The organism is Micromonospora sp. NPDC000668 (assembly GCF_042897975.1).
Lineage (GTDB): Bacteria > Actinomycetota > Actinomycetes > Mycobacteriales > Micromonosporaceae > Micromonospora.
Genome location: NZ_JBIAYP010000008.1, coordinates 91,839 through 114,165, shown reverse-complemented (window position 1 = coordinate 114,165; position 22,327 = coordinate 91,839). Strand labels below are relative to the sequence as shown.

The 22,327-nt window shown below is 73.2% G+C and carries 18 protein-coding genes; 3 read left to right on the top strand and 15 right to left on the bottom strand.

Translation table 11 applies throughout. The annotated features are described in order from the left end of the window. Nucleotides 1-14: 14 nt before the first annotated feature. From ACFY29_RS32375 to ACFY29_RS32330, 10 genes are all read right to left on the bottom strand, one after another. Nucleotides 15-659 carry a response regulator transcription factor gene (locus tag ACFY29_RS32375; protein ID WP_328417572.1) on the bottom strand — a complete coding sequence of 215 codons (645 nt, stop codon included), beginning with the start codon at nucleotides 657-659 and terminating at the stop codon, nucleotides 15-17. Continuing rightward, complete coding sequence (locus ACFY29_RS32370) at nucleotides 659-1,876, bottom strand: sensor histidine kinase (RefSeq protein WP_386992189.1); 1,218 nt, start codon at nucleotides 1,874-1,876, stop codon at nucleotides 659-661. Before ACFY29_RS32370 ends, ACFY29_RS32375 begins: the two co-directional genes overlap by 1 nt. 110 nt (nucleotides 1,877-1,986) lie before the next feature. Next, nucleotides 1,987-4,527 carry an ABC transporter permease gene (locus tag ACFY29_RS32365; RefSeq protein ID WP_386992187.1) on the bottom strand — a complete coding sequence of 847 codons (2,541 nt, stop codon included), beginning with the start codon at nucleotides 4,525-4,527 and terminating at the stop codon, nucleotides 1,987-1,989. Next, nucleotides 4,524-5,276: an ABC transporter ATP-binding protein gene (locus tag ACFY29_RS32360; protein ID WP_386992185.1), complete on the bottom strand. Its 753-nt coding sequence runs from the start codon at nucleotides 5,274-5,276 to the stop codon at nucleotides 4,524-4,526. Before ACFY29_RS32360 ends, ACFY29_RS32365 begins: the two co-directional genes overlap by 4 nt. Nucleotides 5,277-5,361: 85 nt before the next feature. After that, nucleotides 5,362-6,087, bottom strand: a complete 726-nt coding sequence (locus ACFY29_RS32355) for a cellulose binding domain-containing protein (protein WP_386992183.1) — start codon at nucleotides 6,085-6,087, stop codon at nucleotides 5,362-5,364. A 72-nt stretch (nucleotides 6,088-6,159) separates the two neighbouring features. After that, complete coding sequence (locus ACFY29_RS32350) at nucleotides 6,160-6,540, bottom strand: DUF742 domain-containing protein (protein WP_328417562.1); 381 nt, start codon at nucleotides 6,538-6,540, stop codon at nucleotides 6,160-6,162. Beyond that, a complete protein-coding gene (locus ACFY29_RS32345) occupies nucleotides 6,518-6,967 on the bottom strand; it encodes a roadblock/LC7 domain-containing protein (RefSeq protein WP_386992181.1) in 450 nt (149 codons plus the stop codon). The genes ACFY29_RS32350 and ACFY29_RS32345 overlap by 23 nt, the downstream gene beginning before the upstream one ends. Then, nucleotides 6,964-8,991, bottom strand: a complete 2,028-nt coding sequence (locus ACFY29_RS32340; protein WP_386992179.1) for a nitrate- and nitrite sensing domain-containing protein — start codon at nucleotides 8,989-8,991, stop codon at nucleotides 6,964-6,966. The genes ACFY29_RS32345 and ACFY29_RS32340 overlap by 4 nt, the downstream gene beginning before the upstream one ends. A 43-nt stretch (nucleotides 8,992-9,034) precedes the next feature. After that, complete coding sequence (locus ACFY29_RS32335) at nucleotides 9,035-11,620, bottom strand: LuxR C-terminal-related transcriptional regulator (protein WP_386992177.1); 2,586 nt, start codon at nucleotides 11,618-11,620, stop codon at nucleotides 9,035-9,037. Beyond that, nucleotides 11,617-12,882, bottom strand: coding sequence for an Hsp70 family protein (locus tag ACFY29_RS32330; protein ID WP_386992175.1), 1,266 nt, complete (start codon nucleotides 12,880-12,882; stop codon nucleotides 11,617-11,619). Before ACFY29_RS32330 ends, ACFY29_RS32335 begins: the two co-directional genes overlap by 4 nt. A 298-nt stretch (nucleotides 12,883-13,180) precedes the next feature. On the opposite strand from ACFY29_RS32330, the gene ACFY29_RS32325 reads away from it, so the two are divergent. From ACFY29_RS32325 to ACFY29_RS32315, 3 genes are all read left to right on the top strand, one after another. Next, complete coding sequence (locus tag ACFY29_RS32325; RefSeq protein WP_386992173.1) at nucleotides 13,181-14,071, top strand: IniB N-terminal domain-containing protein; 891 nt, start codon at nucleotides 13,181-13,183, stop codon at nucleotides 14,069-14,071. Between the two features lie 115 nt (nucleotides 14,072-14,186). Further along, nucleotides 14,187-16,043, top strand: coding sequence for a dynamin family protein (locus ACFY29_RS32320; RefSeq protein WP_386992545.1), 1,857 nt, complete (start codon nucleotides 14,187-14,189; stop codon nucleotides 16,041-16,043). Beyond that, nucleotides 16,040-17,500 carry a GTP-binding protein gene (locus tag ACFY29_RS32315; protein WP_355602755.1) on the top strand — a complete coding sequence of 487 codons (1,461 nt, stop codon included), beginning with the start codon at nucleotides 16,040-16,042 and terminating at the stop codon, nucleotides 17,498-17,500. The genes ACFY29_RS32320 and ACFY29_RS32315 overlap by 4 nt, the downstream gene beginning before the upstream one ends. Before the next feature lie 91 nt (nucleotides 17,501-17,591). Here ACFY29_RS32315 and ACFY29_RS32310 read toward each other — a convergent pair whose 3' ends face one another. From ACFY29_RS32310 to ACFY29_RS32290, 5 genes are all read right to left on the bottom strand, one after another. Beyond that, complete coding sequence (locus ACFY29_RS32310) at nucleotides 17,592-17,945, bottom strand: TraR/DksA C4-type zinc finger protein (protein ID WP_355602753.1); 354 nt, start codon at nucleotides 17,943-17,945, stop codon at nucleotides 17,592-17,594. 56 nt (nucleotides 17,946-18,001) lie between these two features. Continuing rightward, nucleotides 18,002-19,219, bottom strand: coding sequence for a ferritin-like domain-containing protein (locus tag ACFY29_RS32305; RefSeq protein WP_386992170.1), 1,218 nt, complete (start codon nucleotides 19,217-19,219; stop codon nucleotides 18,002-18,004). Continuing rightward, nucleotides 19,216-20,061 (bottom strand): PhnD/SsuA/transferrin family substrate-binding protein, encoded by an 846-nt coding sequence (locus tag ACFY29_RS32300; protein WP_355602749.1) that lies wholly within the window; start codon nucleotides 20,059-20,061, stop codon nucleotides 19,216-19,218. Before ACFY29_RS32300 ends, ACFY29_RS32305 begins: the two co-directional genes overlap by 4 nt. Continuing rightward, nucleotides 20,061-21,230, bottom strand: coding sequence for an acyl-CoA dehydrogenase family protein (locus ACFY29_RS32295; RefSeq protein ID WP_386992168.1), 1,170 nt, complete (start codon nucleotides 21,228-21,230; stop codon nucleotides 20,061-20,063). Before ACFY29_RS32295 ends, ACFY29_RS32300 begins: the two co-directional genes overlap by 1 nt. A 137-nt stretch (nucleotides 21,231-21,367) precedes the next feature. After that, nucleotides 21,368-22,315, bottom strand: a complete 948-nt coding sequence (locus ACFY29_RS32290) for an ion transporter (RefSeq protein WP_355602745.1) — start codon at nucleotides 22,313-22,315, stop codon at nucleotides 21,368-21,370. Nucleotides 22,316-22,327 lie beyond the last annotated feature (12 nt).

The following is a 22,327-nucleotide window of genomic DNA, read 5'->3' as shown; positions in this document are numbered from 1 at the left end:
CCGCGTACGGCTCGCTAGTGGTTGAGGTAGGCGAGGACCGCACGAACACGCCGGTTGGCGTCCTCGGCCGGCGGCAGGTCGAGTTTGGCGAAGATGTTGGTGATGTGCTTCTCCACCGACACCGGCGCCAGGACGAGCGCGGCGCAGATGGCCGCGTTGGACAGGCCCTGGGCCATGAGGCCGAGCACCTCTCGTTCCCGCGCGGTGAGCCCGTCGACTCCGTGGTTGCGGCTGTTGCGGGTGAACAGTTGGCGGACCACCTCCGGGTCCAGGGCGGTGCCACCGTGGGCGACCCGCTCCACCGCGTCAAGGAAGTCGTCGAGAGCGGTTACGCGGTCCTTGAGAAGGTAACCGACACCGCCCCGGCCGTCGGCGAGCAGTTCCACGGCGTAGGCCCGTTCGACGTACTGGGAGACGATGAGCACCTTGGTGTCCGGATCCGTGGCACGCAGCGTCAGAGCGGCGCGGAGCCCTTCGTCGCGGAAGCCGGGTGGCAGTCGAACGTCGACGATCGACAGGTCGGGTCGGTGCTCGGTGACGGCCGCCAGCAGGGCGGGTGCGGTGTCGACGGCGGCGACGACGGTGTGGCCGGTGTCGGTCAGCAGTCGAACCATGCCGTCCCGGAGCAGCAGCAGGTCCTCGGCGATCACGATGCGCATCAGTGGGGTAGCTCCGCGGACAGGACGGTGGGACCGCCGGGTGGACTGGTGATGGTGAGCCGGCCGTCGAGTGCCTCGACGCGGCGGCGTAGACCGTCGAGCCCGGAGCCGGACGGGTCGGCACCGCCCTGTCCGTCGTCGGTGAGCGTGACGGTGACCGTGCCGGCGGTTCGGGCGAGGGTGACGACGCAGGTCCGGGCGTCGGCGTGTTTGCCCGCGTTGGCGAGACCCTCGGCGATGACGAAGTAGGCCGCCGACTCGACCGCCGGCGGGTAACGGTCGTCCGGGTCGCCCCGAATCTCGACGCTGAGCGGGCTGTCGCCGGCCAGGGCGGCGACAGCGGCGTGCAGCCCCCGGTCGGTGAGGATCGGCGGATGGATGCCGCGTACCAGCCGGCGCAGCTCGGTGAGGGCGTCGTCGAGCTGCCGGCGGGCGAGGTCCACGTCGGATGCGGCGGCCGCACCGGCCCGCAGCTTGCGGGCAGCCAGTGCCAGCGTCATGCCGGCGGCCACGATCCGGGCCTGGGCGCCGTCGTGCAGGTCCCGCTCGATCCGACGCAGCTCCGCCGCCTGGGCATCGACGACCCGACGGCGGGTCTGCGCGAGTCGGGCAGCTTCCTCGACCAGGTGCCGGTGCGCGCCGGGCGCCAGGAGAACCCGGGCCGTACGGGCCTGGAGCAGCCCGGCGGTCCGCAGGAACCACGCGGTGACCGGCAACAGCAGCACGCCGAGGACGGTCAGGCCGAACCGGCCCGGCACCGTCGTCATGAGCGGACGCATCGGGAACGGTGCGTGCGGGTTCGGCACCGCCCACGCCCACGCCGGCGCCACAACGGCGGCGAGATCGACGACGGTGACCACGATGGCGGCGATCCCGCCTGCCAGGCCCAGCGGAAACAGCGCGACCAGCCAGGCCAGGTCCCGCCAGGTGGCCGGTTGCACGGCGACCGCGCTGACCCGCTGCCGCATGGTTGCGCCCTCGATCGGCAGGTACGGCGCGGCGATCGCGGTGCCGAGCACCCAACCGGCTCGGTGCCGCTCCAGGTCGGCGAGGCGCCGGGTCACCCAGGCGGCGCCGAGGAACGCCGGGCCGCCGAGCTGCGTGATCGCCAGCAGACCGACGCCGAGGGTGGACGCCACGGCCCAGGCGAGGCCGACGACACCAGCGACGAGGCTGCTGAACAGGTACGCCAGCGCCGACATCGTTGTGCGGATCATCGCGGCGATCGTACCGGCGGCGCGCCGGCACCGGACCGCGGCCGCCGGCCGGACCCGGCCCCCGACGATCCGGAGGACGGGTCCGAGCGGCGATCCAGCCGTGCGCACGGTCAGCGTCCGTCGCTCAGGGCCGGAAGGCTGCGCCGCCGCAGCAGGACCCGGGCCGGTACGGCACCCGCGACCAGCCCCAGTGCCGCGACACCGCCGAGCATCCCCGCGTACGTGCCGGCGTCGACGAACACCCGCAACGTGCCGTCCTGCGCGGTACTGAACGCGCCGACCACGATCGCGGTGACCAGGATGCCCAGCACCAGCCCGACGGTGACCGTGATCGTCGCCTCACGCCCGACGAGCCGGTGGAGCTGCCCGGTCGTCGCCCCGGCCAGCCGCAGGCCGGCGAACTCGCGGCGACGCGCGGCGGTGGCGATGGCGAAGGTGTTGACGACCGCGATCGCCGTGAAGCCGAGGGAGATCACCACCATGAGCTCCCAGGCGCCCTGCTGGTTCTGCGCGTCACCGGCGGGTGCCGCACCGAGCGTGGGGGTCAGCCGCAGGCCGGGCCACGAGGCGGCGATCCGGTCCGGTACGTCGCCGCGGTAACGCAGCCCGACCGTGCTGACCAGTCCGCGCGGGTCGTGCGCCGCCACCAGGTCCGCGGGTAGCGTCAGGTCGCCGAAGCCACGCGCTCGGGCGTACACCCCGGCGAGGCGCAGTTGGACCTGGTGGCCGTCGGCGAGCCAGATCCGCACGTCGTCGCCCACCCGCCAGCCGTACTGACCGGTCACGTATTCGCTGGCGGCGAACGTGCCCGTGCCCGGCAGCGTCCCGGCGCGAAGATCGAGGTCGAGCACCGCCTCGGTGCCGGCGACCAGCAGACCCTGCGTCGCGTAGTCCTCGGGCTTGCCGCCCTGCTCGACGATGGCCCGCGTCGGCAACGTCGCCGCCGCACCGGTCACCCCGTCGAGAGCGGTGAGCCTCTCGACGACTCCGAGCGGAAGCCCGCCCGGAGCGGTCACCTGAGCCGTCGCGGCCGCGGTCCGCTCCGCCTGTTCCTGCGCCGTCAACTCGTCCAGCAGGGCGCTGTTGAGCAGCATGGTGGCGTTGATCGCGAACATGAGCACGAGCGGGACGGCGACCGCCGCGACCCGTCGCGGCTCGGCCCGGGTGACCAGGCCGGCCAGCCAACCGGTCGCGCCGCCGGCGCCGACGAGGCGGGACACCGGCGCCGTCAGCACCCGGACCAGCACCGGGCCGAGGGCCGCGACCGTGCACAGCAACAGGGCGGACGACACGAAGCTCATGCCCATCCCGAGCGGCCCGTCGAGCGGAACGAAGATGAGCAGGGCGATCGCGCCGGCGGTGGTCACCACCGCGACGGCGGTCCGCAGGACGAGGCCGCCGGTCGGTGCGTTCGCGGTCTCGGCGAGTGCCTGCGTCGGGGCGATCCGCACCGCTCGGCGGCCGGCGATCCGGGCACCGACGAAGGTCACCAGCATCCCGGCCACCGCGGCGGCGAGGAGCACGATCACGTTGGTCTGTACGACGAACTGGGCCGGCACCGCGCCCAGCTCCCGGAACCGGGCGGCCACCACGTGGGCGAACACCACACCCAGCGGCGCGCCCGGCAGCGCGGCGACCCCGGCGAGCAGGAGGCTTTCCACGCCGAGGAGGCGGCGCAGCTGACCGGGGGTCGCGCCGGCGGTGCGCAGGAGGGCCAGCTCGCGCAGGCGCTGGCGTACGCCGAGGGTGACCGTGCCCGTGAGGACGAAGACGGCCGAGAACGCCGTGATGCCGATGACGAAGCCGAAGATCGAGATGGGACCGATGTAGTCCGGCAGGGCGCCGGGCAGGTCGGCCCGGACCCGGTCGGCGCCGGTGAGCACGGGCGCCTCTCCGGCGACCCCTTCGACGGCGTCGCGGAGCGCGACCGGATCGGTGCCGGGTCTGGCCAGGACGGCCACCGCGGTCGGGCCGGGCAGCCCCGACACCGACGCCACCTCGCTGTCGGCGAAGAACAGCGCGCCCTGTGCGGGCAGCCCGTCCCGCCCGGCCGGTGCGGCGACACCGGACACGAGCATGGTGCGGACCCCGGTCTTGGTGGTGACGACGAGACGTCCGCCCACCGTGGTGCCCGACCGGTTGGCGAGGTCGGCGTCGATGACGACCTGGCCCGGGCCGGGTGCCTCACCGGTGCGCAGCGAGTACGGGGTCAGCGGCGCGGAGGCCCACCCGTGTCCGATCACGGGAGCATCGTCGGCACCGCGCAGTGGACGTCCGTCCGGCGTACCTGTCTGGACCGGAAAGGCGACGTCCGCGACGGCGGCCGCGACGCCCGGAAGGTTGCCCAGCCGACCCGCGAGGTCCGCTGGCAGCGAGGCGGCGCCGGTGAGCCGCTCGGACTTGACCTTGCGCTTGACCTTGACCTTGTCCTTCTTCTGCTTGGTGGTGACCATCTCGAGGGTGACGTCGCGGTCGCCCGAGACGACGATCGGCGCGGCCGCGAACCGGTTGGCCGGCGGCTTCGCGGTGAGCACGGAGGCGAGCAGCAGACCGCCGCCAGCGAGCAGGGCAACGGCCAGCAGCGCGGCGAAGAACGTGCCGGCGTACGCGCCGCGGTGCTGGCGCAGGGTGCCGAGAGCGAGCCGGATCATCGGACGGTCACCGCCATCATCTGCGCCGCGACCTTCTCGGCGGTTGGGTCGGCGAGTTCCGTGACGATCCGCCCGTCTGCGAGGAACACCGCGCGGTCGGCCCACGCCGCCGCGGCCGGGTCGTGCGTCACCATGATGATCGTCGTGCCGATGCCGTCCACCGCTTCGCGCAGCAGCCCGAGCACCTCGCGGCCGGTCGACAGGTCCAGCGCCCCGGTCGGTTCGTCGGCGAAGATGACCTCCGGACGGCTGGCCAGGGCGCGGGCGAGCGCGACCCGCTGCCGCTGGCCGCCGGACAGTTGGCCGGGCCGGTCGTTCTCCCGTCCGGTGAGCCCGACGCGGCGCATCACCTCCCGCGCCCAGTCCCGGTCCGGTCGTACCCCGGCCAGCCGCTGCGGCAGCAGGACGTTGTTCCAGACCGACAACGCGTCCATCAGGTTGTACGACTGGAAGACGAACCCGACCCGCCGCCGCCGTGCCTGGGTGAGCTGCGGCTCACGCAGCCCGCCGATGTCCTGACCGGCGAGGAGCACCCGTCCGCTGTCCGGCCGATCCAGGCCCGCCGCGCAGTGCAGAAGCGTCGATTTGCCCGAGCCCGACGGACCCATCACCGCGCAGAACGAACCGGCCTCGAAGGCGACCGACACGCCATCCAACGCCCGGACACCGCCCCCGCCGGCATAGGTCTTCGTCACGTCGAGCACCTCGACGACCGGCCCGCGAGCGGGGGTCACATCGCTGTTTCGCATAGCGGAAAGCCTGGTCGAGGTCGCGTTTCCGGAACATACGGCGACCCATGATCTCGGTGGTGGGGAAACCCCTACCGTCGGCTGCTCAGTCCGGCAGACCGGTGCACGCGACCCCGTCGATGGTGCACGCCGTGGGGGCGGAGCCGACCGTCGAGCCGTTGACCCGGAACGTCACCTGCACCGAAGCGCTGCCGGCCACCTGTCCGGCGCTGCCGTCCGGTACGAACGTCCACACCGCTCCGTTCTGGCTGGCCCGAGCGCCCTCGACCGACGTGACCCGCAGCGAATCCCTGGGCAGGGTGACGACCAACGTCCACCGCGTCACCGGCACCGGTCCGCGATTGCTGATCGTCACGGCGGCGCCGTAGCTGAGCAGGGCGTTCTCCGCGATGGCAAAGTCGCCGCGCAGGGCGGCCGGCGTGGGTGCGGCCGCCGAGGCGGTCGGTGCGGGGGCGCTGGTCGACGGTTCGGTGGTGGACGGGGCTGGCGGGGGAGTGGACCTCGTCGGGCTGGTGGCCGCCGGTCTCGCCTGCGCCCGGGGCGTACCGACCTGCGGCGTGCCCACCTGCTCGGCGGACGGCGGCGGGGCGAGGGTCACCGGTGCCAGCCGCTCCGGCGTGCGCAGCACCCCGATGATGGAGACCGCAGTCGCGACCAGCACCCCGAGCGCCGCGATCAGGGCCACCCAGGTGGCCCGCGAGCCGTCGCCGCGACCGGGGAGCGCCCGCCGTACGGCCGCGGCGATGGCCACGATCCGGTCCAGCAGAATGATCGCCGCGGTACGCCGTGGCTGGGGCGGAGTTGCCGGCACTACCTGTCTCCCCTTCAGTTCGTCCCGGACGGGCGCCCGCGACCCTTCCGGTCGCCGTGGCGTTCGCTCGGCCTACAGCGCGCGAAGCCCGACGAGTATCGCCTCAAGCAGGTCCTCGGACGGCAGCTCCGACAGCGACGGCGGTTGGTGCGTCTCGATCAGCCCGGCCGCCAGCAGGTCGCTGAGCAGTACCCGGACGGTGCCCAGGGGCAGATCCAGCTCGGCGCCGACCTCAGCCACCGACAGTGGATGGTGACACAGCTCGACGATCCGCGCCTGTTCGGGGAAGAGCGGTGCGTCAGGCGTGGCCGCCCGCCGGGCGACGACCAGTGAGATCAGATCGAACTGCCCGCGCTCGGGTGCGGTGCGCCCGCCGGTCATCGTGTAGGGGCGGGCCACCGGGCCGGCGTCGTCGTCGTACCACGCCTCGTCAGCCGTGCCGGTGGTGTACACCAGTGTCCCCGCTCGTCGCCGAGGAGGCCGGTACCAGGCGGACCGGCAGGTGCCTTTCGGCCTGCCCCACGAAGAGCGCCACCTCGTACGCCATGTCGCCGACCTCGGCGTCGTCACCGGCGATCCGAACGGTGAGGATGGTCCCGTTCCGGATGGTGGCGATGAACAGGAACGACCGCGACATCTGCACCACGATCTGACGCAGCCCGCCCGCCTCGCACGTCCGGGTGACGGCCTGCCCCAACGCCAGCAGGCCGGCGACCACACCGGAGATCTGTTCGGCCAGCTTCGCCTCGACATGCCGGGAACCGCCGAGCGGCAGCCCGTCCGGAGAGAGCACCACGGCGAACTGCGCGCCGGGTACCCGGTCGACCAGGCGGTCCAGGGCGCCGGTCAGGCTGTCGCTGGTGGCCACTGCATGCGTCATCGATGTCTCCTTGTTGCTCTTGCTACCGGCAGTTCGACGGTCTCGGGGCCGGCGCCGCCGGTTTCGCGGCCGGTCGGCCCGGGTTGGCGGATCCGCATCGGCAGCTCGCCGTGGCCGCTCGGGTCGGCCGCGTCGGCTCCGCCCCGGGCCGGCGGGTACGCGGGGCCGGGGGGCGACGTGGCCGTTCCGTCGCCGGTGCCGGCCCGGCCACCACCGGCACCGGTCACCGTGACCAACCCGGCCGGGAGCAGCACGATCGCCGCCGTCCCGCCGCGCTGGCTGGGACGCAGCGAGATCCGGGCGCCACAGCGGGCGGCGAGCAGGGCGGCGGTGTACAGCCCCGCCGGCCCGACGGGCGGGCCGTTCGGTGGCGGGTTGCCGAGCAGGTGGTTCGCCTCGGCCAGCGCGGTCGCGTCGAGGCCACGCCCGTCGTCGACGACCACGACCGCGCAGCCCTGTGGCCGGTGCTCACCGGCGATCCGGACGGTGGTGTCTGTCGACGAGAAGGCGAGGGCGTTCTCGATCAGCTCGGCCAGCAGGTGGATGACGTCCGTGACGGCGGGACCCGCGAGCGACCATGGCCAGTGCGGCGCGATCAGGACCCGGTGGTACTCCGGCACCTCGGCGACCGCGCCGCGCGCGATGTCGAGCAGTGGCACCGGGCGCCGCCATCGGCGGGCCGGGGTCGCACCGGCGAGGGCGATCAGCTTCTCCACGTTGCGCCGGACCCGCGTGGTGAGGTGGTCGAGCTGGAACAGCTCGTCGGCCCCCTCGGCGGCCCGCTCCCGCCGCTGCATGCCGTCCAGCAGGTTGAGCTGGTCGCGCAGCAGGACCTGGTTGCGTCGGGTCACCCGCAGGAACAGGTCCTGGGTGCGCTCCGCGGCCGAGGCATCCCGGGCCGGGACCGTGGAGTGGACCTCCGCCGCGACGTCGGGGCGGGTCAGCGCGGTGCCGCCCGGCTCCGCCAGTCCACCCGGTGGCTGCCGCCGATCGCGGTCGGTGCCCGACCGGGCCAGCCCTTCGGTCAACCGTCGGACCGTGCCGGCCCAGCTCAACAGGACCGCGATCACCGCGATGAGTCCGAGCCCCACCACCGCGCCGGTACGCGCCACGACCACGGCCGCACCCGGCGTGGCCCGCTCGACACTGCTCCGCGCGGTGGTCGTCACCAACTCGTGCAGCGCGCCGAGGGCGTCGTCCGCAGCGGCCCGCCAATCCGCCATGGTGATCCCGCTCAGGGCGTTGGCGCTGCCTGCCCGCAGCAGCATGTCCTCCAGGGCGAGCAGGCCGGCGAATCGAGGGCCCGCCGTGAACCCCTGGTGCTCGCCCCGACCGTCGACGGGAAGCCCGGCGGTCGCCTCGGCGCGTGCGTACCGCTGGTTGCTGATCAGTTCGGCCAGACGACGCCGCTGGTCGGCGTCGACCGGGTCACCGGTCAGGGCGGCGCTGACCAGGGTGTCCTCCCGGGCGAGCAGTTCGCGGGCGCGGGCCAGGGCGATCACCGCACGGGTGTCGGCGGCCAGCTCGCTCTCGTACGCGCCCCACTCGGGGCCGTAGACGTCGAATGCGACATCGACGAGCTGGTCGTACCCGTCGACCGCCTCGGCCGGGTCGAGTTGCTCGGCGTCCACCTGGGACCGGATGGTGCCCAGTCCGTTCAGCCGCCGGACCAGCTCGTCGGCCCGGTCGCGGACCGCGCCGGCGGTGAGCAGCCGGAGGTCGGTGCCCTCGGTGAACGCGCGGACCTCGGCCGCGGCCCGGTCGGTCCCCTCGCGTGCCCCGTCCAGCCCGGTCGCCGGCAGCCCGGCTCCGGCCCTCGTCTCGGCGGTGAGCCGGCGTTCGGCCTGCAGGCTCAGGATCAGCCGGTCGATCGGCTGGCCCAGAGTGTCCGCCAGGGCCCGCACCCGGAGCAGGTCGGCGGCGTCCTGGCTGGTCAGGTAGGCCGCGTACGACCAGAGCGTGAGCAGCACGACCGCCAGCGCGACGAGCCTCATCCGGATCGGCGGGTCCTCGGGCCGCGTCACGTTCCGCTCCGCTCGGCCCACCGGCATCCGGCGCACGGCGGCCTCATCGGGCCGACCGTTGCGGCCACGGCTGCCCGGCCGCGTTGCTGGCACGGTCGGCGACGACGGTGCGCAGCAGAGCCAGCAGCTCCGCGCGGTTGGCGCAGTTCAGTCGGTTGCGCATCCGGGCCACGTGGTGCTCCACGGTCTTGGCCGAGATGAAGAGTCGGTCGCCGATCTCCCGATAGGTCAGCCCGGCCAGCACCAACTCGGCCACCTCGTACTCGCGGTCGCTGAGCCCCTGCTGGGTGGGGCCGGCGATGGCGTCGGCGACCTGGGCGGTGCTCTCGCCGGCCGCGGGTCGCTGCCCGCCGTTGCCGCCGGCCGGCCGGCCCTGCAGAACCCGGGCACATTCCAGCAGGGTGGTCATCGCCCGCCGGTCCGAGGTCCGGATCGCTGCCTGCCCGGCGAGGCGGGCGCCGTCCCAGCACAGTCCGGTGTCGTGCAGCCCTCGGGCGGCGGCCTCCACCCGGACCGGGTCGACCACGCCCCGGAGCACCTCCACCCAGCTCTCGGCGGCCGCGGCGACCACGGCGGCGTACCGGCTGTGGCCCGCGGCGGCGAGGAGGGCGGTGACGTGTTCGTCGGCGACCGCCGGCTCGTCGGTCAGGATCGCGGCGTGCAGCCCACTCCAGTGCAGCGGGATGCTCCACAGTGCCGGCCCGCCGAGTCGGCCCAGCAGCGACCGGCCCTCCCGCAGGTACGGGTCCAGTCGGGCCAGGTCACCCAGCCGGGCGCCGGCGATGGCGAGCTCGCCCAGCGGCAGCAGCGTGAACAGGTCGACGGGGTGCCGGACCACCGCCTCCAGCGCCTGCCCCCAGCCACGCGTGAGCGCCCCGAGGTCGCTGTTGCGCCGGCCGATGCCCATCCGGAGCGCGGCGGCGAAGAGCAGGTCGCGTGACTCCAACGGGCGCCCGTCGACCGTCACCGCGGCGAGGCGTTCGGCTGCGGCGTGCGTCTGGCCCCGGACCATCAGGATCCAGGCCTGCAACAGCCGGTGACGGCGGGCCATCAGCGGGCCGCCGACACCTGCCACCAGGGCCCGGTGCAGCACCCGCTCGGCGATCTCCAGCTCGCCGCAGTGCACCGCGGTCAGGGCGGCCAGCGCGGCCGGGCTGTCCGGCAGGAGTGCCGCTTGCCCGGCCGGCTCCAGCAGCGCGGCGGCCTGCACGAGCGCGGAGAGCGCGGCTGTCGGCGGGCCGGTGACGCTCTCCCGTACCCCGTCGGCCATCAGCCGGGCGGCGCTGGCGTGCAGCGTGGGCGGTTCGCCGGCCGGGCCGTCCGCCGCCGGTTCGGCGACGGCGGTCAGGTCACCGGAGGCGAGCCCGCCGACGGTGGCGAATGCCACCGACGACGCGGTGCCCGACCACCGGTACAGCTCCACGCTGCGACCGACGTGACCGCGGTGCGCCAGGGCGGTCGCGGACACCATGGCGGCCTCCGTGCGGTCGGCCGGAGCGGTCGCGCTCAGCAGCCGGTCGGCCAGCCGCAGGGCGTCGTCGAGGTTGCCGGCCAGCGCGGCGGCGAGCGCCTGCCGCGCGTTCGCCGGCCGCCCGGCCGCCGTGGCGCCGGCGAACAGTTCGGCGGCGAAGGCTGGCTCGTCGGCCAGCGCCTCCTCCGCGGCGGCTGCCAGCGTCGAGGCCGGGCAGTCGCCGAGCACGCCGGCCGCGAGCAGGGAGCGGACCAGCGGCAGCACCGCGCCGCCCCGCGCGAGCTGCAATTCGGTGAGCCGCCGCCAGACCGCGGCGCGATCGTTGGCCGGGCTGAGCGCGGTGACGGCTCGCCGGACGATCGGCGCGAGCCGGCCGTCGGCGCCGAGCAGCCCGGCTCCCCTGGTCATGGCGATCAGTTCGTCGACCGCCTCCGGCTCCTGACCGAGGAGCGCGCCGAGCATGCTCACCGGCAGCGGCACGCCCGCCGCGACGGCGAGCATCAGTCGGCGAACGTCGGAGGGCAGCACCTCCAGGTCCGGTCCGAACTCAAGGACGACGGACCGGGGTGGCTCGACCGTGGTGCCCGCCGGGCACTCCGGCCCGCGCAGTCCGCGGGCCAGCCGCTCGACGTCACGGGGCACGCCGCCGGTCTGCGTGTGTACGAAGTCGACCAGGTCGCTCCGCCTGCTCAGCTCCGGCGCGGCGGCGAGGTAGGCGGCGGTCTGCTCCCCGGTGAACGGGGTGAGCAGCACCGCCTGCCCGTCCCGGCGCAGGGCGTCGGCCAACTCCATGAGGGCCGCCGACCGGGGCCACGGGCGGTGGGCGACCACGAGGCGGTGGCGACGGGTGGACACCAGGCGCAGCAGCGCCCCGAGCCGGGCGTCGTCGAGCAGGTGCGCGTCGTCGACCAGCAGCAGCGTGTCGGGGTCGACCTGTTCGCCCGGCTCCGGAGCGCCCGTGCGCACGGCGATCCCGGCCCGCCGGTGGAGCCGCGCCAGCTCCGCGAGCAGTGCGGTCTTGCCGTGGCCGCCCGGCCCGGCCAGACCAACGGTGAGCGGGCCGGTCGGGTCCTCCGAGACCATGTCCAGCAGGGCCTTCGGACCCTTGCCCAGGACCAGCCTGGATTCGGCGACGTCATTCATGATCATTGTGGTCATCCTTCGCGTCCCCGGCTGAGGGCCAGCGCCAGGCGGGACGCCTTCGGCAGTTCCAGTGGGAGAACCCGCACCGGGGGTCGAGGTGGCGGATCGCCCGGAACGGTGTTGTCGTGGTGGGGGCGGCGCGGCGCCGGGATGGCGGCCCGGCCGGCGCCGCTGACCGGCGCCGGTTCGCGTACCGGGTCCGGCCGGCGGGGGCGCGGCGACACCACCTGGCAGGCCGCCCTCGCGGCCCCGGTGGCGGCGGTCAGTTGCGAGTCCGGTTCCACCTCGACGGGGACCGGGAGAGCCGCGGTGATCAGCTCGGTGACGAGCGGGATGCGGGCGGAGCCGCCGGCGAGCAGGACGCCGTCGAGGTGGGCCAGCTTCAGGCCGGCGCCGCACACGGTCCGGAGCAGGAGGTCGACGGTGGCCTGCACCGTCGGGCGGATCATGTCCTCGAACTGCGCCCGGGTCACCGGTATCCGCGCCGGCCCGGTCGGCAGGGTCAGCACCACGTCGGCCGCCAGATCGACGGTCAGCTCACGCTTGACCCGGTCACACTCCGACCGGAGCCCCCGCAGGGCGGCGTTGGTCTCCCGGCGTGCGGTGGTGGCCAACTCCCGGGCCAGCACGGTTCGTACGTGCCCGGCCAGCACCTCGTCGAAGTCGGCGCCGCCGATCTGGTCGAGGCCCTGGGGCGTGCCGAAGCTCTCGTACGTGCCCCGCGGCGTGCGCCGCACCAGTGCCGCCTCGAAGCTGTTTCCACCCAGTGCGTAGACGGCGGCCGTGGTGCCCGCGAACCCGTGCGCCGCGTGGCTCTCGGCCACCGTGACCGTGTGGGGCAGCAGCGTCACGTTGCGCAGGCCGAGGTCGAACAGCGCCCGGTGCAGCAACTCCCGCCGGTACGGGCGCCAGCCCGCCGGGTGGCTGAGCACGATCGCCTCGGCCGGGCCGCCTTCCATGGCGTACACCTGCTCGACCACCCACGTTGCCAGCTCGGCGGCCAGCGTCTGCGGTGCGCACGGCTCGCCGCCGAGCAGCAGGGGCACGTCGTCGCCGATCCGCCGGACGAAGTCCCGTGTGGTGCGGCTGCCGTCGTCGGTCGCGGGCTCGCCGATGTGCAGCGAACCGTCCGTCGACAGGTACAACACCGACGGTACGAGAGCCGAGTCGGCGTTCAGCGGCACCGCCTCGGGGCGCGTCCAGGTCGTGCCGTGTCGCCGCGCGACGGCAGCGGCCGTGTTGGTGTTTCCGATGTCTATCCCCAGGACGTAAGGCATCCGTCTCGTAACTCCCCGTGAGTTGGCTGACCAGCGGTGATGGCGTCGGTGCCGCCCGACGACCCACCCCCGGCGAGCCCCCGCGAGCTCCTACGTTCGTACCAGAGATCGGCTCCCGATCGGGACCCTAATCTGGCCGGGACGGTTTCCCCCAGTCCCCCTAACGTAGGAGGCGCCGGAGGCCCCAACGCGGCGGGACCAGATGCGGGCCGAGCCCCGATGTCCACGGTCGCTCCCCGCAATAACGTCGCTGTCGACGAAAGACGGTCGCCGATGCCAATCCGAGGAGAACCGGCACATGGACTCGCACCAGACCCTTCACGACTTCGTGCTCGACCTGCTGACGAACCCGGACGCGCGGTCGGCGTTCGACCTCGACCCGGAGGGTGCACTGAACGCCGCGGGGCTGACCGACATCACCGCCGCCGACGTGCAGGACGTGGTTCCGCTCGTGGTCGACTACGCCCCGGGGCAGGGTCTCGCGCCGCTGGCTCCGGTCGGGCAGCTCGGGTTCGACCCGCTGGTGACCGACGCCACTGACGCGGTCGGCCAACTGCAGAGCGTGGCGCAGCAGATCAGCATCACCAGCTCTCCCACCGGCCTGGACGTCAAGGCCGGCGTGCTGGGCGCCATCGCCGTCGACCCGGCGACTCTCGCCGCCGGGGTCACCGTGCTGCCCGGGATCGGCCTGGGCGTCGGTCCGAACGGCCTCGACACCGACCTCACCGGTGTGAACGACGTGGCGCACACCCTCGACGCCGACGTGGTGGCGCCGGTGGACGGCATCGCCGACCCGCTGCTCGGTGACGTCACCGGCACGGTCGGCAACCCGACCGGCGTGCTCGGCACCACCGACCCGAGCCTGCTCGGTGGCGACCTGACCGGTGGTCTCCTCTCCGGCACCACCGGTCAGCTCGACGGTGTCGTCGGCTCGCTCGGTGTCGGCGACACCCTGGGCGGGCTGGGCCTGGGTGACGGTGGCGGCGTCGGCGGCGTGGTCCCGCCGGTCGACGTGCCGTCCGTGGTGGGCGGCGTGACGCACCAGGTGGACGGGCTTCTCCCCGGTGTCACCGGCACGGTCGGTGACGTGACCGGTGGAGTCACCGGCGGCGTGCTCGGCGACTCGCACGACGGGGGGCACGCCTCGTCGGACAACGGACTGCTGGGCATCACCGGCGGTCTGCTCTGACCGGGATTCCCGGTGGAAACGGAAGGCCGGATCGCCTCGGGCGATCCGGCCCTCTCCGGTTCCACATCCGGCCCCTCTTGATAATTGAGCCGAAATCCGCACACTTGGTGCGGTGATGGCGGGGATCTGGTTGGACGTGCTGGACGAGATCGCCCGCACGTGCCACACACACGGACGTGGCGACCTGCTCCAGACGGTGCGGCAGCGGCGTACCCAACTGCTGGACCCGAAGCTCCGCGTCCTGGTCATCGGCGAACCGAACCAGGGCAAGAGCCAGCTGATCAACGCGATCATCAACGCGCCGGCCTGCCCGGTAGGCGACGGGCGTACCACCGTCCTCCCGACCGTGGTGCAGCATGCCGACGTCACCTCCGCCGCCGTGGTCCAGGCGCCCCCACCGGCCCCGGGCCGTCCTGCCGGCACCGCGCCCGCGGCGATCGTCGAGCGAACCCCGGTGGCACTCAACCAGGTCGCGGCGGGGGTGGCCGGCACGATCGGTCGTCGGCCCGGTGGCGGCCCGGTGTACGTCGAGATCGGACTGCCCCGCGCCCTGCTCGGTGGCGGACTGGTGCTGGTGGACACCCCGGGCACCGACGAGATCGCCGTGCTCGGCAGCGTCGCCCCGGTCGCCGCTCCCAGCCGCGCGGACACCGTGTTGCTGGTCTCCGACTCCACTCGGGAACTCTCGGTCACCGAACTGAACATGCTGCTGCACGTCATGCGTTCGCATCCGAACGTGGTCGTGGTGCAGAGCAAGACCGATCTCGTGGCGGACTGGCGCGCGGTCGCCGAGCGCAACCGGCAACACCTGGCGGACGCCGGCGTCCCGGTGCCGCTGATCCCGGTCTCGGCGGCGCTGCGGCTGCGCGCTGCCGCGGCCGACGACCGCGGTCTCAATGCCGAGTCCGGCTTTCCCGCGCTGATCGCCCGCTTGCAGCGGGACCTGGCCGGCAAGTCCGACCAACTGGCCCGGGCCTCGGTGCAGGGGGTGGCCCGGACGGTGGTGGAGCAGTTGGCCGCGCCGCTGCGCGCCGAGCTGGCGACCCAGGAGGCCGAGGTGCAGTCCGGGCCGATCTCCCGGCTGCACGCGGCCCAGCGTGAGGTGGACGAGCTGCGCCGCTGCACCACCCGGTGGCAGAACACCCTCACCGACGAGATGGCCGACCTGCTCTCCGACATCGAGTACGACCTGCGCGACCGGACCCGGCAGATCCTGCGCACGGTGGACGAGGCGTTTGACACAGCCGATCCGTTGGTCGCCTGGGACACCTTCCAGGACTGGCTGGAGCGAAGCCTGGTGGAGGCGGCGGAGGCGAACCACGAGTGGCTGATCCAGCGCTGCGACTGGATCGCCCGCCGGGTGGCCGCCAACTTCACCCGGTACGGCTACGACGTGCTGCCGCCGTGGTCGATGACGATGCCGGAGGATTTCGGCGACCGCCTGCCAGAGCTGGAACGTCCGAGGATCGACCGGTTCACCACTGGTCAGAAGCTGTTCACCGGCATGAAGGGCTCGTACGGCGGCATGCTGATGTTCGGTCTGGCGACCACGCTGGCCGGAATGCCGATGATCAATCCGGTCTCGGTCGGCATCGGCGCGCTCTTCGGCGGCAAGAGCATCCGCGACGAGGGCAAGCAGTTGCTCCGCCGCCGGCAGGCGACCGCCAAGACGGCGATTCAGCGGCATGTCGACGACTTCTTCGTCCAGATGATCAGAGACTGCCGGGACGCCGCCCGGCAGGTGCAGCGGATGCTGCGGGACCACTTCACCGGGCTGACCGAGGAGTTGCAGGAGGCCATCGTCCAGTCCTTCCGCAGCGCGAAGCAGGAGGCTGACACCGATGCCGCCCTGCGCGAGCAGCGGCAGCGCGAGATCCGGCTGAGGATGACCCGGTTGGCCGCGCTCTACGAGCAGGCTCAGCAGCTGAGCGGTGCCCGCCCCGCCCCGGTGCTGTTGGAACCCCGGGCATGACCGTCGGGTTGCGGTTGGATGAGGCGGCGTGGGGCTTGCTGCACCAGGCCATCGACCTCTACCAGGACAATCCCCGGGCGCTGGGGGAGTTGCGGCACCAGGTGGCCCGGTTGGAGCAACCGCTGCGGATCGCGGTCGCCGGTCCCTGGCGTTCCGGCAAATCGACGGTGCTGAACGCGCTGATGGGTGAGGAGGTCGCGCCGGTCGAGGGCGCCGACGGCGTCTTCACCTGGTACGAGGACGGTGCCCAGCCGCGCGCTACCGCCTACCCGGCCGGTCAACCTCCGCAGGAGCTGACGGTGCTCAAGTCGGCGACCGGGATGCGGGTGGATCTCGGCTGGCGGGCGGGGGAGGTCCGCGACATTGTGGTGCAGTGGCCGACCCGGGCGCTGCGGCAGGTCACCCTGATCGACACCCCGGCGGTCACCGACACCGGTGAGCAGGGCCACGTGCCGGTGATGGAACGCGTGCTGCGGGACGCGGACGCGGTGTTGTACCTGACCCGCGATGGTCGCGACAGCGATCTGCGGGTGCTGGAGTCCAGCCGGGAGAGTGCCGTCGGGCAGGCCGCCCCGGTAAATGTGATCATGGTGTTGTCCCGGGCGGACGAGACCGGTGGCGGCCGGATCGACGGGTTGCTCACCGCCCGCCAGCTCGCCCGACGGCACCACCGCGAACCGCGGGTGAGCGCGCTCTGCGTGAACGTGGTGGCGTGCAGCGGGGCGCTCGGCCTCGCGGGCCGGACGCTCGGCGAGTCGGCTTTCGCCGCGCTCGCCATGCTGGCCCGGGTGCCCCGACCGGAGCTGGAGGCGCACCTGCTCTCCGCCGACCGTTTCGTCCGGGGCGAGCTGCCGGTACGGCTGGACCCCGAGGTCCGCGCCGAACTGCTGGATCGGTTCGGGCTCTTCGGGATCCGGTTGGCGACCACCCTGGTCCGCGCCGGGTTCGACAGCCGGGTGAAACTCTCCGCCGAACTCATTCGGCGCAGCGGGCTCACCGAGCTGCGGGAGTCGGTGACCCGCTGCTTCATCGACCGCCGAGACACGCTCAAGGCCCGGTCGGCGCTGGCCGCCGTGGAGGCCCTGCTGCGGGCCGAACCCGCCCGGGGCACCGACGAGCTGGTCGGCGCGATCGAGCAGATCCTCGCTGGTGCGCACGAGTTTCGGGAGCTACGCCTCCTGGTGGCGCTGCGCAACTCCCGGCTGGGCTTCGACGCCGACCTGGTCGCCGAGGCGCAGCGACTGATCGGGGGCGACGGGGTCGGGCTGGCCGCCCGACTCGGTGTCGAGCACGAGGCGACCGTGCAGCGGCTCTGGGAGGTCGCCGCCGATGCTCAGTGGCGATGGCGGGACCGGGCGGAGGATCCCCTGCTCCCGCTGGCCCAGCGACGCGGCGCGCAGGTCGTCGTCCGCAGCTGCGAGGGGATGCTCGCCGAGTTGGCCGCGGGCGGCCGGTGAGGAGCTTCTCCACCCGGACGCTCACCCTCATGGCCCTCGACGCCGCGCCCGCCGACGCTCAGGCCGGCGGCAGCTGCGGCAGCTGACCACATCACCGCCGGCTGGCGCAGGCGACACACGTACGCGCCGAGGGGCGGGCGACCAGCCGCTCGGCGGGAATCGGTCGGGAGCAGCGTTCGCACACGCCGTACGTGCCGGCGTCGACCCGTTGCAACGCGACGTCCAACTCGGCGAGGCGCCGGCGCGCCGCCTCCAGGACCGCGGTGAGCTGTGCCCGTTCGAACGCGATCGTGCTGCCCTCGGGGTCGTGCTCGTCATCGGCGTTGGACGACCGGGATGCCTCGAAGAGGCTCCGCAGATCGCCGTCCATGGCTGCGGCCTGAGCCTCGGTCTCGGCGCGCAGTCGTAGCAGTGCCGCACGGACCGAGTCGTTGTCCCTGTTCATGACCGTTCAACGGTACTGCGCAGGCCCGCAGACCGCCGGCGGCCCGCGCGCTGGATCTACATGAAGTTGCGGGTGTGCAGGGCGGAGAGCGCGGCCGCCTCGTCGGGTCGGAAACCCAGCCGTACCAGCCGGCGCTGGCGGCCCTGATCCATCGCACGCTGCAGGTCCTGCACCCGGTCGAAGCCGGCGGACACGTCATCGGGGTGCCAGCCGCCGGCCGCGAGCACCACGAGCGCGTCGAAGACGTCCGCGTTGAGGCCCGCGGTGTCGACGAGCGCGTCGTGCCGGCGGTGGATGGCCGCCCGCAGTCGGTCATGCAACCGCGGGTCCACGGATGCCTGGTGCTCCAGGTGCGCCATGCCGAACACCACGTGCCGGCGCTCGTCCTGCATCGCCAGCCAGCAGATCCGCCGGGTCACCGGGTCCGGGGCGTTCTGCTCCAGGAACGAGAGCAGGTCGACGAAGCTGCCCTCGCCGAGCACCGAGAGCAGGAACGAGGCCAGCGCGAAGTCGGATTCGGCGACGAGCGTGAAGAGCGACTGCCGGCCGCCGGCCGACGACGTGCCCAGCTCCGCTCCGCGCAGCAGCGCCCGCCGGCTGAACACCTCCATGTGCCGAGCCTCATCGGCCATCTGTACGGCGAGAAGCTGCACCACCTCGCGGAAGTGCGGGTGGATGCGCCCGACGAAGCGCGCCGGCACGACGAGTGCGGCCTGCTCGTTCTCGACGAGGTAGGTCATCACCTGCACGACCGCGGCCTCGACGTCGGCCGGCAGCGTGAACGCGTCGTCCCACGACACCGCGGTCTCCGGGTCCCACTGCCGCGCGGCCGCCTGCGCGTACAGCTTGGGCGCGACGTCGGCCCAGACCAGATCGCGCTCGTCCAGGTCGAACCGGGCCTCGGGGCCGCCGGCCTCCAGCAGCGCACCGCGGGCGCCGAGCCCCCAGCGGGGCGGCGGACGACTGCTGAGCGCCGACGGCAGGGCGGGCCCGGCCCGCTCCGCGCCGAACCAGCGGTCGTCATCCGCCGTGCCCCGGACGACCACCGCCGCCAGCTCGCTCCGGTCGGCCGGATCCGGCCATTCGAGCCGGTGGCCCCGGCTCCGGCACCAGGCGGGCAGGTGCACGGGCAGGGCCGGGTCGCGGCCGGAGACCGCCAGCCGGCCGCCGGGCGGTAGCCCGGCGAGGGCGCGTTGCACCAGCAGGTGTGCGCCGCGGCCGAAGCCCAGGCCGCCGAGGTGGATCTCGACGTCGGCGGCCGGCACGCTGCTCACGGCCGATAGTCCGCGGCCGTCACCCGCCCGTCGGCGGCGTAGAACCCGCTCGCGTCGACCGCCCGGGCGAGGGCGTCGTACCTCGTGGTCCGGCCGTCTTCCCAGGCCGTCAGCCCTTCGAGGTCGAGCAATGGCCGTACCTGCGGGTCGGCGTACGACATGCCACGCAGCAGCGTGCCGAAGAGCTGGACCCCGGCGGACGCCGGGTCGAGCACCGTCATGTTGCAGTGGTCGTATCGCGCGGTCTGCGCGACGATCCGGGTGCCATCGGCCGGCAGCGTGCCTTCCTGAACGAACGCCAGGTGGTTGGCGTCGATCATGCAGGCGGCGTCCACCTCCTTGGACATGAGGGCCCGAGCGGCGTCGCGCTCGCCGCCGATGTGGTCGCCGTGCAGACCGACGCCGACGTCGAACCGGCGTACCTCGACCTCGACTCCGGCGGCCGCGAGGTGCCCGAGCGGGATCAGCGTCGCCTGTGGACTGTCCACGGCACCGACGGCCACCAGCATCCCGGCGAGGTCCTCGACCTGCCGCACCGGTGAGTCGGCGCGCACCACCACGACCGAGGTGAGGTCCCGGTCGGTGTCGCGCATGGTGAGTGCTCGCACGGCGCTGCCGCTGGCCGCCGCCAGGCGTTCCGCCCGTAGCCAGGCGAGGGGGGAGTTCCACGCGGCGTCGATCCGCCCGGCGACGAGGTCCTCGACCTGCCGCTCGTAGTGGGAGTAGAGGACGAAGTCGAAGTCCAGCCCGCCCTCTCGGAGCCAGGCACGGAAGCCCTCCCAGATGGTCACCACCTTGGGGTCGTAGGCGACCGCCCCCATCAGGACCGCTGGCGCCGGCATCAGCGGTTGGCCTCGTCGAGCAGCGGCAGCCCGGTAGCGACGCGACCGACGAAGTCGTGCAGGGCGTCGGTCGTAGGTGCCATCACCCGGGCCGCACGAGAGTCGCGGAATCGGCGTTCGAGGCCCAACTCCTTGCGGAACGCGCTGCCGCCGCAGAGCTGCATCGCCCCGTCAGTCACGTCGGCGGCCGTCTCGCCAGCGAGTGCCTTGACCTGCAACACCCGCAGCATCGCGTCCTCCCGGCCGGTCTCCAGAGCGGTGAGGGTGTCGCCGAGGAAGGCGCGCAGGGCGTCGGTGCGGATCTTCAGTTGGGCGAAGCCGCGCCGGGTGACGGGCGCGTCGCGCAGGGCCGCGCCGGTGTGTGTGAGCGTGGTCCTGGTGAGGTGCCGGCCAGCCTCGGCGACCGCGCTGTCGGCGAGGCCGAGGCAGAACGCGGCGTTCAGCACCAGGAACCAGGGGAGGACCGCGCCAAGCGCGGTGTCCAGGCCGGCACCGTCGGCTGCCAGCATCGCGCCGGTGGGGACCCGGAGCCCGTCGGCCGTCATCGGTCGGGAGCCGTTGCCGCGCAGGCCGAGCCCGTCGAAGTCGCCGGTGATGCTGAGGCCGGCGCTGTCGGCCGGGACGAGCCACAGGGTCATCGGACCCGCCCCCGGGGACAGCGGGAGGCTCGACCAGACATAGCTGTTCACCTCGCCGGCCGAGGTGACCCAGCTCTTCCTGGCGTCGAGCCGGACGGTGCCGTCGTCGGCGGCCGACGCGGTGCCGGTCGGCGACCAGAAGTGGCTGCGCGAACCGAACTCGGAGAAGGCCAACGTGGTCAGATGATCGCCGGCCGCGATGGCCGTGCGGACCTCGCGCGGGCCGTGTGCCTCGATGACGGCGGTCGCCGCGTAGTGCATGAGAACAACCATCGCCGTGGAGCCGCACTCGGCGGCCAGCCGCTCGATGACCTCGGCGACCGCGCGTATCCCCTGGCCGCCGCCACCGACCTCGGTCGAGGAGGCCAGGCCGAGCAGGCCAGCCGAGGCGAGGGCGTCGACGCCCCGCCGGGGAAAGGAACCGTCCCGGTCGACAGTCGCCGCCTGGGGGCGGATCACGTCGTCGATCAGCGGGCCGAGTGCGTCCGGGGTGTCGGTGTTGGTGCGGGCATTGTCGACACTGGCCGTCATGTGGATGCCCTTCAGTCAGACCTGTAGGACGCCATCGAGACTAACTGGTACGCGGACCGCCACGGAAGAACGTCGGATGACCGTCACGTGCTGGAATGCGCCGCACCGGAGGGTGTATCCGGCACCCGGCGGCCGGTTCAGCGTCCGGCGCGGGCGTCCTCGCGGTGTGGGCGGCCGTGCCCGTCGTCGCGGTCGATCCGCAGTTCCCGTTCCAACTCGGCGATCACCGCCCGCAGGTCGTCCAGCCGTTGGGTGAGCGCGATACGGTCCAGCTCGTCCGGTACGCCGTCACCGTCCTCGTCGTACCCGGGAGCCAGCCGCTCGGTCATCTCCAACCGGCGTGCCTCCTCCATCGAGTTGACGATGACCGCGATGAGGATGTTGAGCAGCAGGTTGACGGTGATGATCACGTAGCTGACGTAGTAGAGCAGGGTCCACGGCGAGATGGCCATGCCCTGCTCGATGAGGTCCGGCAGCGTCTCCAGCGACAGCAGCACGAACAACGTCAGCAGGGACCGGCCGATGTCACCGTACTCTTCCGGGTACCTGCTGCCGAAGATCAGCCAGCCGGCCATGCCGTACACGTAGAGCGTCACCACGGCCAGGGCGAGGAAACCGCCGACGCCCGGCAGGCTGCGCCACAGGGCGGCGACGATGGTGCGAAGACCCGGCGAGAACCGCACCAACCGGATCATCCGTGCGACCCGCACCACGCGCAGCAGCGCCGGGTCGCCGTGCAGGCCCGGTATGAAGATCGCCGCGATCACCACGAAGTCGAAGACGTTCCAGCCGTGCCGGAAGAAGTCCTGCGGACGACGGCCGTACGCAGCCAGCCGGATGCCGATCTCGACGACGAAGACAGCGCGGAAGAACAACTCCAGCCAGTGCAGCGCCGCACCTGGTGCGATCAGGCCGTCGTACGTCTCCAGGCCGAGGACGACCCCGTTGGCGAGGATGACGACGACGATGCCGATCTCGAAGGGGCGCGAGTCGGCGAGTCGCCGGCAGCCGTCGACCAGCCTGGACCGGCCGTCTGTCGGTGCGGCCGGCTCACCTCGCTGGGCGGGCGCGGGTGCTCCACTCACCAGCCGGCCGGC

Excerpts from the sequence above, each read along its gene's own strand:
- ACFY29_RS32375 (WP_328417572.1), bottom strand. The coding sequence starts at position 659 with ATGCGCATCGTGATCGCCGAGGACCTGCTGCTGCTCCGGGACGGCATG.
- ACFY29_RS32370 (WP_386992189.1), bottom strand. The coding sequence starts at position 1,876 with ATGATCCGCACAACGATGTCGGCGCTGGCGTACCTGTTCAGCAGCCTC.
- ACFY29_RS32365 (WP_386992187.1), bottom strand. The coding sequence starts at position 4,527 with ATGATCCGGCTCGCTCTCGGCACCCTGCGCCAGCACCGCGGCGCGTAC.
- ACFY29_RS32360 (WP_386992185.1), bottom strand. The coding sequence starts at position 5,276 with ATGCGAAACAGCGATGTGACCCCCGCTCGCGGGCCGGTCGTCGAGGTG.
- ACFY29_RS32345 (WP_386992181.1), bottom strand. The coding sequence starts at position 6,967 with ATGACGCATGCAGTGGCCACCAGCGACAGCCTGACCGGCGCCCTGGAC.
- ACFY29_RS32335 (WP_386992177.1), bottom strand. The coding sequence starts at position 11,620 with ATGACCACAATGATCATGAATGACGTCGCCGAATCCAGGCTGGTCCTG.
- ACFY29_RS32330 (WP_386992175.1), bottom strand. The coding sequence starts at position 12,882 with ATGCCTTACGTCCTGGGGATAGACATCGGAAACACCAACACGGCCGCT.
- ACFY29_RS32325 (WP_386992173.1), top strand. The coding sequence starts at position 13,181 with ATGGACTCGCACCAGACCCTTCACGACTTCGTGCTCGACCTGCTGACG.
- ACFY29_RS32320 (WP_386992545.1), top strand. The coding sequence starts at position 14,187 with ATGGCGGGGATCTGGTTGGACGTGCTGGACGAGATCGCCCGCACGTGC.
- ACFY29_RS32315 (WP_355602755.1), top strand. The coding sequence starts at position 16,040 with ATGACCGTCGGGTTGCGGTTGGATGAGGCGGCGTGGGGCTTGCTGCAC.
- ACFY29_RS32310 (WP_355602753.1), bottom strand. The coding sequence starts at position 17,945 with ATGAACAGGGACAACGACTCGGTCCGTGCGGCACTGCTACGACTGCGC.
- ACFY29_RS32300 (WP_355602749.1), bottom strand. The coding sequence starts at position 20,061 with ATGCCGGCGCCAGCGGTCCTGATGGGGGCGGTCGCCTACGACCCCAAG.
- ACFY29_RS32295 (WP_386992168.1), bottom strand. The coding sequence starts at position 21,230 with ATGACGGCCAGTGTCGACAATGCCCGCACCAACACCGACACCCCGGAC.